At 73.5% G+C, this 8,321-nt stretch carries 9 protein-coding genes; 2 read left to right on the top strand and 7 right to left on the bottom strand.

Annotation, left to right across the window (positions count from 1 at the left end):
• Window positions 1-180: 180 nt before the first annotated feature.
• Genes ACFY60_RS12320 through ACFY60_RS12305 form a run of 4 tightly spaced genes read right to left on the bottom strand, consistent with a single transcriptional unit; the run spans window position 181 to window position 3,797 of the window.
• Complete coding sequence (locus tag ACFY60_RS12320; protein ID WP_388616094.1) at window positions 181-849, bottom strand: response regulator; 669 nt, start codon at window positions 847-849, stop codon at window positions 181-183.
• Window positions 846-2,102, bottom strand: a complete 1,257-nt coding sequence (locus tag ACFY60_RS12315; protein WP_388616092.1) for a sensor histidine kinase — start codon at window positions 2,100-2,102, stop codon at window positions 846-848. Before ACFY60_RS12315 ends, ACFY60_RS12320 begins: the two co-directional genes overlap by 4 nt.
• Before the next feature lie 13 nt (window positions 2,103-2,115).
• On the bottom strand, window positions 2,116-2,874 hold the full coding sequence (locus ACFY60_RS12310; RefSeq protein WP_388616089.1) for an ABC transporter permease: 759 nt from the start codon (window positions 2,872-2,874) through the stop codon (window positions 2,116-2,118).
• Window positions 2,871-3,797 carry an ATP-binding cassette domain-containing protein gene (locus ACFY60_RS12305; RefSeq protein WP_388616087.1) on the bottom strand — a complete coding sequence of 309 codons (927 nt, stop codon included), beginning with the start codon at window positions 3,795-3,797 and terminating at the stop codon, window positions 2,871-2,873. Before ACFY60_RS12305 ends, ACFY60_RS12310 begins: the two co-directional genes overlap by 4 nt.
• A gap of 127 nt (window positions 3,798-3,924) precedes the next feature.
• Here ACFY60_RS12305 and ACFY60_RS12300 point away from each other — a divergent pair, with 127 nt between their 5' ends.
• The gene (locus tag ACFY60_RS12300) at window positions 3,925-4,488 is read left to right on the top strand and encodes a GNAT family N-acetyltransferase (protein WP_388616085.1); all 564 of its coding nucleotides are present in this window, start codon (window positions 3,925-3,927) and stop codon (window positions 4,486-4,488) included.
• Here the strand turns inward: ACFY60_RS12300 and ACFY60_RS12295 are convergent.
• Window positions 4,485-4,856: a winged helix-turn-helix transcriptional regulator gene (locus ACFY60_RS12295; RefSeq protein ID WP_388616082.1), complete on the bottom strand. Its 372-nt coding sequence runs from the start codon at window positions 4,854-4,856 to the stop codon at window positions 4,485-4,487. The two genes, ACFY60_RS12300 and ACFY60_RS12295, sit on opposite strands and share 4 nt — an antisense overlap.
• A 61-nt stretch (window positions 4,857-4,917) precedes the next feature.
• Here ACFY60_RS12295 and ACFY60_RS12290 point away from each other — a divergent pair, with 61 nt between their 5' ends.
• On the top strand, window positions 4,918-5,355 hold the full coding sequence (locus ACFY60_RS12290; RefSeq protein ID WP_388616081.1) for a YybH family protein: 438 nt from the start codon (window positions 4,918-4,920) through the stop codon (window positions 5,353-5,355).
• On the opposite strand, the gene ACFY60_RS12285 is transcribed toward ACFY60_RS12290, so the two are convergent.
• Together ACFY60_RS12285 and ACFY60_RS12280 are read right to left on the bottom strand one after the other, a co-directional pair.
• Window positions 5,345-6,910 (bottom strand): type VI secretion protein, encoded by a 1,566-nt coding sequence (locus ACFY60_RS12285; RefSeq protein WP_388616079.1) that lies wholly within the window; start codon window positions 6,908-6,910, stop codon window positions 5,345-5,347. The genes ACFY60_RS12290 and ACFY60_RS12285 overlap by 11 nt on opposite strands.
• Entirely contained in the window at window positions 6,911-8,308 is a 1,398-nt protein-coding gene (locus tag ACFY60_RS12280; RefSeq protein ID WP_388616078.1) for an ATP-binding protein, read from the bottom strand.
• Window positions 8,309-8,321 lie beyond the last annotated feature (13 nt).

Genomic DNA, 8,321 nt, shown 5'->3' with positions numbered 1-8,321 from the left:
CTGCAGGGGGGACCCTGTGGGAGAGTAGGACGCCGCCGAACAATTATTGTGGGAAAGCCCCGCACCTCTGGTGCGGGGCTTTCCTGCGTTCCGGGGACGTTTTTCGGAGACATTTCTCCGACGTATGCACACCGCAGCATGACGGGGGCCCCTGCCGGGGCCCCCTTTTTTTTGTGCCGCTCAGGCCGGCGTGACCAGGTGGGTGTCGTAGGCGAGGATCACCGCCTGGACGCGGTCCCGGGCTCCCGTCTTGGCGAGGATGCGGCTCACATGGGTCTTCACCGTCGACTCGGCCAGATGCAGCCGCTCGGCGATCTCCGTGTTCGTCCAGCCCTGGCCGATGACCGTGAGGATCTCCCGCTCCCGCTCCGTCAGCGGGGCGAGACGCGCATCCTCCTCCGGTGCCGGGGACGGTGAGCCCGACGGGAGATGGTGCACGTACGCGTCCAGGAGACGGCGGGTCAGGCTCGGGGCCACCACCGCGTCGCCGCTCGCCACCGCCCGGATGCCGGCGAGGAGTTCCTCCGGCTGGGCGTCCTTCACCAGGAAGCCGCTCGCGCCCGCGCGCAGACCGTCGTACGCGTACGCGTCCAGGTCGAAGGTGGTGACGATCAGCACCCGGGTGCGGGCGCCGGCGGCGACGATGCGGCGGGTGGCCTCAATGCCGTCCAGGCCCGGCATGCGAATGTCCATCAGGACCACGTCGGGCCGGTGCCGGTCGGTGAGACGGACCGCCTCCGTGCCGTTCGCGGCCTCGCCGACGACCGTCAGGTCGTCCTGGCTCTCCAACAGCATGCGGAAGCCGAAGCGCTGCATCGGCTGGTCGTCCGCGATCAGAACGGTCGTCACGAGGGGCTGTCCTCCCGGGGGATACGGAGCAGAACCCGCCAGCCGCCGTCCGGCAGCGGGCCGCAGTCGAGTGTGCCGTGGTAGAGGGCCGCGCGCTCCCGCATTCCCGTCAGGCCCTGGCCCGTGCCCGAGACCCCCGCCCCGGGCCCGCGGCGGCCACCGGTGTCGGTGACCTCCACCCGTACCTCCTGGGGGCCGTACGCGAGGCGGACCGAGGCCCGGGCTCCGGGGCCCGCGTGCTTGAGGGTGTTCGTCAGGGCCTCCTGGACCACCCGGTAAAGGGTCAGCTGAACGCCCGGGGACAGCTCCGGCGGCGCTGGTTCGCCCGGCGGGGCCAGGTCGAGACGTACGGGCAGACCGGCGTCACGAACCCCTGTCAGGAGACCGTCCAGGTCGGCCAGGGTCGGCTGCGGGTCGAGGGCCGCCGTCTCGTCGTCGGTCCGCAGGACCCCGAGGAGGCGGCGGAGCTCCGTCAGCGCTTGGCGGCTCGTCGTGCCGATCGCGTCCAGGGCCTCGGCGGCACGCTCCGGGCTCCTGGCCGCCGCGTACCGGCCGCCGTCCGCCAGCCCCGTGATGACGGACAGGTTGTGGCCGATGATGTCGTGCATCTCGCGGGCGATCCGGGCCCGTTCGGCCGCCGCCGCCAGCCGGACCTCCTGGTCCCGCTCGACCTCCAGGCGACGGGCGCGCTCCACGAGCGCCGCCGTGTGGTCACGTCGCGCCCGGACCGCGATGCCGAGCAGGGCCACCAGGGCGTAGGCCCACACCACCGGGACGACCCGCTGGTCCCACGTTCCGGAGGGAAAACGGACGGCGCCGACCACCAGCGGCGGCAGGAACAGGGCCACCGACCACAGGAGGGCGCGCGGCGGGCGGGCGAGCGCCAGGTGGAACACCGGGATCATCTGGAGGTAGCCGGCCTGGAGGAAGGCGCCCGAGGCATCGCTGACCAGGGCCGCGCAGGCCATCACCGCCAGCACCGCCATCGGCCGGCGCCGCCGCCCGTACAAGGGCAGGGCGAGCGCGAGGCTCGTCGTGACGACCAGCCAGACCGGGACCGACGGGTCGCGGGCGATCGTCCGCCAGCCGCCGGCCGCGTCCACGAGCGCGGCGCCGGTCCAGAAGAGGGTCACGGCGGCGTCCCACACCCAGGGCCGCCGGGCGTCGAACGCCCGCACCCGGGCCAGTGCCCGCTGGACGTATCCGCTCAGGCCCGTGGCGTCGCTCGTCGTCTCCGGCGTCCGGCTGATCATGCCTCCATCCTCCTCACACGTCCCGGCGGGTGAGCAAGAAGGCCGGTACGGCCAGGGCCGCCGCCGCCCACAGCGTCAGGGCCAGCAGGGCGGCGCCCGGTGACGGGGCGTCCGGGAGCGGCGTCGCCGAGCCGAGGACACCGGCCGCCTGCGTGGGGAAGTACCGCAGGGCCGTGTCCACCGCCTCGTACGGAAGCATGCCGAGGACCTCCGGCAGGAGCAGCACCCCGCCGACGAACGCGCCGAGCGCGCCCGGGACCGAGCGGAGCGCCGCGCCCAGGCCGAGGGCGATCACACCGAGGAGGGTGACACCGGCCGCGTTGCCCGCGAGGGCGCGCAGGACGCCGTCGTCGGTGAGCGAGGCGGCCTGGTCGGTGTCGTGGAGGAAGAGCTGCGCGGTGAGGAAGGTGACCACGGCGGTGACGAGGGAGAGCGAGAGGACCGTCACCGTGTACACCGCCGCCTTCGCCCACAGGACGGGCAGGCGGCGCGGGACGGCGGCGAGCGAGGCTCTGATGAGACCGTGGGCGTACTCGCCCGCCGTGACCAGGATGCCGAGGACGGCGAGGGAGACCGCGCCGAGCTGCGAGCCGTACAGGGTGAGGACGACGGTGTCGACGTCGGAGTCGCCGCCGTCCGAGGTGTAGGTCGCGCCCATGAGGACGCCGACGCCGAGGAGGAGGGCGACGGCGGTGAGGACGGTGACCCACGTGGAGCGGACCGTCCACAGCTTGTGCCACTCGGAACGGACGACGCGGACGGCGGTGATCACGCTGCTGCTCCCAGGTGCTCGGCCGGCTGCTCGGCCCGGTATTCGACGGAGTCGCGGGTGAGGTCCATGAACGCCTGCTCCAGGGAGGGCGTCTGCGGGGTGAGTTCGTGGAGGGGGACGCCGTGCGCGGCGGCGGCGCGGCCGATCTCGGGTGCGCCGGGGCCGCTGACGAGGAGGGTGCCGGGCGTCTCCTCGACGAACCGGGCCGAGGGGAGCAGGGAGCGCAGGCGGCCGGGCTCCGGGGTGACGACCTTCACGGTGGCACCACCCGCCGACCGTACGAGGTCCTCGACGGTGGTGTCCGCGAGGAGCCGGCCCCTGCCGATGACGATCAGCCGGTCGGCGGTGAGGGCCGTCTCGCTCATCAGGTGGGAGGAGACGAGGACGGTACGGCCCTCGGCGGCGAGGGACTTGAGGAGCGTGCGGATCCACAGGACCCCCTCCGGGTCCAGGCCGTTGACCGGTTCGTCGAGGATCACGGCCGCCGGGTCGCCGAGCAGGGCGGCGGCGATGCCGAGGCGCTGGCCCATGCCGAGGGAGAAACCCTTGACACGGTGGTCGGCGACCTCGGTGAGGCCGGCGAGGGAGAGGACCCGGTCGACGCGGGAGCGGGGGATGCCGTGGGTGTGGGCGAGCGCCGTCAGGTGGTGGCGGGCGGTGCGTCCCGGGTGCACGGAGCGGGCTTCGAGGAGGGCGCCGACCTGGGTGAGCGGGGCCGGGTGGGCTGCGTAGGGGCGGCCGGCGACGGTGGCGCGGCCGCGGGTGGGGGCGTCGAGCCCGAGGATCATGCGGAGGGTGGTGGACTTGCCGGCGCCGTTGGGGCCGAGGAAGCCGGTGACGGTGCCGGGCCGGACGGTGAAGCCGAGGTCCTGGACGACGGTCCTGTTCCCGTAGCGCTTGGTGAGGTTCTCTGCGCGGATCATGTCTCCGACGCTAGGGATCGGGTGGGCGCCGGACGTCCGACCGGGGAGGGGAGCCGGGTGTCGGACGTAGTACCGGGGTACGACAATCCGTTTGTGCGTGGGAGGGGAGGACCGCGAGGATCAAGCCATGGATCATGTGATGCGAGTCGTTCGCGCCGACGAGTGGGAGAAGGTGCGGGAGCTGCGCTTGGCCGCCCTGCGCGACCCCGTGGCGAACCTGGCCTTTCTGGAGACGTACGAGGAGGGCCTGGCGCGCCCCGAGAGCTTCTGGAAGGAGCGGACGGCGAACGCGGCCGAGGACGGGCCGGGCGCCGTACGCCAGTTCGTGGCCGAGGCGCCGGACGGCCGGTGGGTCGGCACGGCGACGGTGCTGCTGGAGCGGGCCGGCGCGGAGACCTATTTCGGGGACGTGCCGAAGACCGACCAGACGCATGTCGTGGGCGTGTACGTACGGGACGAGGCGCGCGGTTCCGGCGTGATCGACGCGCTGTTCGCGGCGGCGGCCGAGTGGTCGTGGTCCCTGACGGACCCGCGGATCGAGCGCGTGCGGCTCTTCGCGCACGTGGACAACGAGCGGGCCCGGGCGGTCTACCGGCGGATCGGTTTCGAGACGGACGGTGTGCCGGTCGCGCTGCCGGGTTCCGAGGTCGCCCACGAGCTGGAGTACGAGCTGCTGCGGCCGGGCGACTAGGCCTCCGTCGCCCCGGTTCCCCAGTCCCAGAGCGCCTGGAGGACGGGGCCGAGGTGGCGGCCGTGCGGGGTGAGGGTGTAGCGGACGGTCGGTGGCCACCCGGGCCGGCGGTCGCGGGTGAGGACACCCGCCCCGGCGAGCTGGGCGAGACGCTCGGACAGGACCTTGTCGGAGAGTGTCGGCAGCGCCTGGCGGAGTTCGCTGTACGAGCGGTCGCCGCGCAGCAGTTCACGGACGACGAGGGTGGTCCACCGGCCGCGCAGGGCCGCGAGCGCGATCTCGACCGGGCAGTCCGGCGCGGGCGCGGTGACCCGCGCGTGGGCGTCGTCGGGAAGGCCGGGTGGATGACCAACCGTTCGGTGAGTCACGGGGGCGCCTCCTAGCGCGTCGATGTCCGATTGTCCCGGCACGGAAGGACGGCTGTCGATCATGTCTGTGTGGCTGCGTGAGCTGGCGACCCGCCCCGAGGATCTGCCCCTGGTCTTCGCGGACCGTTTCAACAGCGGGGACGCGGGGCTGCTCGCCGAGGTGTACGAGGAGTCGGCGGTGCTCGCGGTCCGGCCGGGGGAGGCGGTGTCCGGGGCGGAGCTGCGTGCGGCCAACGGGCGGCTGCGGGAGCTGGGCGTACCGATCGCGGTCAGGCCCCGGCAGACGTACCGCAACGGGGACCTGGCCCTGCTGATCGTGGACTGGGTCGTCGAGGGCACGGGCCGCGACGGCGAGGCCGTGCGCGTCGCGGGCACCGCCACCGACGTGGCGCGGCTCGGGCCCGACGGGCGGTGGCGGTACGTCATCGACAACCCCTTCGGGCCGCGCCCGGACGCGCTCCCCGGCGCCCTCGTCGAAGGGGGCGGGCTCACGGGGTGAGGGCGTCCTCGGGCCAGCGGGAGCGGGCCTGTTCCGCGGAGCGGAGGAGGGCGAGGGTGGGGAGGCCGTGGGTGTGGCCCGTGGCCAGGAGGTCCGGGAGGCGGGGGATCGGGGCCACGGCCGCCACGTCGTCGAGGACGAGGGTGAGTGGTGGGTCGAGCCGACCGTCGGATGACCGTGCGGCCATGCGGCGGCCGTGCTCGACCACGCTTGCGGCGAGGGCCGTGAGGATCGGCATCGCGCCGGGGTGGGTACGGGGGTCCTCGTGGGGTTCACCCACCACATAGAGGGTGCCCCCTTCGGCGACGAAAGATGCCAGCGCCAGCGAATCCGTTCGGTTCGGGGTGCAGGCCTCGCGGATGTGGACGGAGGACAGCGCGCCGAGCGCACGGGCCGTCAGCTCCTGGGCGAGACGCCGGCTTTCGGGGTGGGCGGTGAGAGCCGCTTCGAGCAGGCCCGCGTGTCCGGAGGCGGCCTTGGGGTGGCTGCGGAGGATCCGTACGGGTTCGTGGGCGCCGGTCCCCTGGGCCCAGCGGTGGACCTGCCGGAACGGGCGGCCGTCGACGGCCGCCGCGTGCAGCCAGCAGCGCAGGAGGGTTTCGGCGGTGTCGGCGGTGGCCGCGTCCAGGCGGGAGTGGGGGCGGACGGGGGCGAGCAGGGCGACGGCCCGCGCCTGGGCCGTGTCCGGGTCCTCGCAGCCCTCGCAGGGCGACCAGTGGAGGCGGCCGGGGGTGTCGCACAGGTGGCCGGCGTCGTGGACGAGGACGGGGCCGAGCTTGCCGCGCGCGTCCTTGGTGTCGGCCCACACGGCGGGGTCCGAGGTGACGACGAGGACCGGGCCGTCGGCGTCCCGGATCGCCTGGACGGCGAGCGGGCGGCGGGCCTCGGGCGGGCCGTAGACCAGGCGCCGGGGGGCGGGGGAGGCGGTGGGTGCCGGTTGTCCGGGAAGCCCGTAGGGGGCCCGTTCCGCGAGGGGGACGGGTTCCCCGACAGGGGCGGGTTCCCTGAGGGGGGCGGGTTCCCCGAGGGGGGTGGGCGAAGGCGGCGACGGGACCGGTCCGGGAGCGGGGGCCGCCGGGGCCTCCTCCGCCGGGCGGCGGGGCGCCGGGGGTGCGGGTTCCCGTGCCGGGGCGGGTGCCGGGGCCGTCTCCCGTACGGCCGGCTCGGCCGCCGGAGCCGTACCGGAGCCGTACCGGCCCTGCTTCCGGTGGGCGCGGACCGCGCGCCAGCGGGCGAGCGTGCCCAGGAGGAAGACCGCCAGGACGGCCAGGATCATCGCCTCGCCGATCACCAGGCCCCAGAACAGCCCGTACCCCGACAGCTGACCCGGCGGGGTGCCGGGCCAGGCCGCCGCGAGGTCCGTCGGGGCGGTGGCCAGGGAGCGCAGGGCCGACGGGGTGCGGGCGAAGGCGACCCCGTCCGGCCAGGCGCCGTGCGCGAGGAGGCCCGACAGGCCGGTCGCCGTCCAGACCAGGACCGTGAGCCCCAGGAGCAGGGCGAACAGGGTCAGCAGCAGCCCGTCGGAGACGCCCCCCTCCTTCCGTACCCGCTCCATCTACGCCACCGTCGACTGGGACGAGTCGTTCATCTGCTGCTCGATGAGGATCGCCCGCTGCTCCGTCTCCCATTCCAGCTCGGGGTCGGTGGCGGCGGACGACTCGGTCATGGCGCGGTCGGTGTAGACGAGGGGCCGTTCCTTCTCGGTGATGAGGTGTTTCACCACCTGCACGTTGCCGTTGACGTCCCAGACGGCGATGCCCGGGGTGAGGGTCGGGATGATCTCGACGGCCCACCGGGGCAGGCCGAGGACCCGGCCGGTGTTGCGTGCCTCGTCCGCCTTCTGGGCGTAGATCGTGCGAGTGGACGCCATCTTGAGGATCGCCGCCGCCTCCTTGGCGGCCGCCCCGTCCACGACGTCGGAGAGGTGGTGGACGACGGCGACGAAGCTCAGACCGAGCCGGCGGCCGAACTTGAGCAGCCGCTGGAACAACTGAGCCACGAACGGGCTGTTGATGATGTGCCAGGCCTCCTCGACCAGGAAGATGCGCTTCTTCCGGTCGGGGCGGATCCAGGTGTGTTCCAGCCAGACGCCGACGATCGCCATGAGGATCGGCATGGCGATGGAGTTGCGGTCGATGTGGGACAGGTCGAAGACGATCAGGGGCGCGTCGAGGTCGATGCCGACGGTCGTCGGGCCGTCGAACATCCCGCGCAGGTCGCCGTCGACCAGGCGGTCGAGGACGAGCGCGACGTCCAGGCCCCAGGCCCGTACGTCGTCTATGTCGACGTTCATCGCCTCCGCCGACTCCGGCTTCGGGTGCCGCAGTTGCTCCACGATGTCGGTGAGGATGGGCTGCCGCTCGGTGATGTGGCCGGTGACGTAGGCGTGGGCGACCTTGAGCGCGAAGCCGGAGCGCTCGTCCAGGCCGTGGCCCATGGCCACCTCGATGATCGTACGGAGCAGGGCGAGCTGCCCCGTCGTGGTGATCGACGGGTCGAGCGGGTTCAGGCGGATCCCGGCGTCGTTGGCGACCATCGGGTCCAGGCGGATGGGAGTTATCCCCAGCTCCTGGGCGATGAGGTTCCACTCGCCGACGCCGTCCTCGCCCTGGGCGTCGAGCACGACGACCTGCCGGTCGCGGAAGCGGAGCTGGCGGAGCACGTACGTCTTCTCGAGGGCCGACTTGCCGTTGCCGGACTCGCCGAGGACCAGCCAGTGCGGGGCGGGAAGCTGCTGGCCGTACAGCTGGAAGGGGTCGTAGATGTACCCCTTGCCGCTGTAGACCTCGCGGCCGATGATCACGCCGGAGTCACCGAGGCCGGGCGCGGCGGTCGGCAGGTAGACGGCCTGGGCCTGCCCGGTGGAGGTGCGGACGGGCAGGCGGGTCGTCTCCACCTTCCCGAAGAGGAAGGAGGTGAAGGCTTCGGTGAGGACGGACAGCGGATCTCGCATCGGTCTGTGCCCC

Origin of the sequence: Streptomyces sp. NPDC012827, from assembly GCF_042900905.1 — a bacterium.
Classification (GTDB): Bacteria; Actinomycetota; Actinomycetes; order Streptomycetales; family Streptomycetaceae; genus Streptomyces; species Streptomyces gulbargensis.
This window is presented reverse-complemented; position numbering and strand designations above follow the sequence as displayed.

What these genes read in the sequence shown, in the direction of transcription:
- ACFY60_RS12315 (WP_388616092.1), bottom strand. Translation starts at nt 2,102, where the DNA reads ATGATCAGCCGGACGCCGGAGACGACGAGCGACGCCACGGGCCTGAGC.
- ACFY60_RS12305 (WP_388616087.1), bottom strand. Translation starts at nt 3,797, where the DNA reads ATGATCCGCGCAGAGAACCTCACCAAGCGCTACGGGAACAGGACCGTC.
- ACFY60_RS12300 (WP_388616085.1), top strand. Translation starts at nt 3,925, where the DNA reads ATGGATCATGTGATGCGAGTCGTTCGCGCCGACGAGTGGGAGAAGGTG.
- ACFY60_RS12290 (WP_388616081.1), top strand. Translation starts at nt 4,918, where the DNA reads ATGTCTGTGTGGCTGCGTGAGCTGGCGACCCGCCCCGAGGATCTGCCC.
- ACFY60_RS12285 (WP_388616079.1), bottom strand. Translation starts at nt 6,910, where the DNA reads ATGGAGCGGGTACGGAAGGAGGGGGGCGTCTCCGACGGGCTGCTGCTG.
- ACFY60_RS12280 (WP_388616078.1), bottom strand. Translation starts at nt 8,308, where the DNA reads ATGCGAGATCCGCTGTCCGTCCTCACCGAAGCCTTCACCTCCTTCCTC.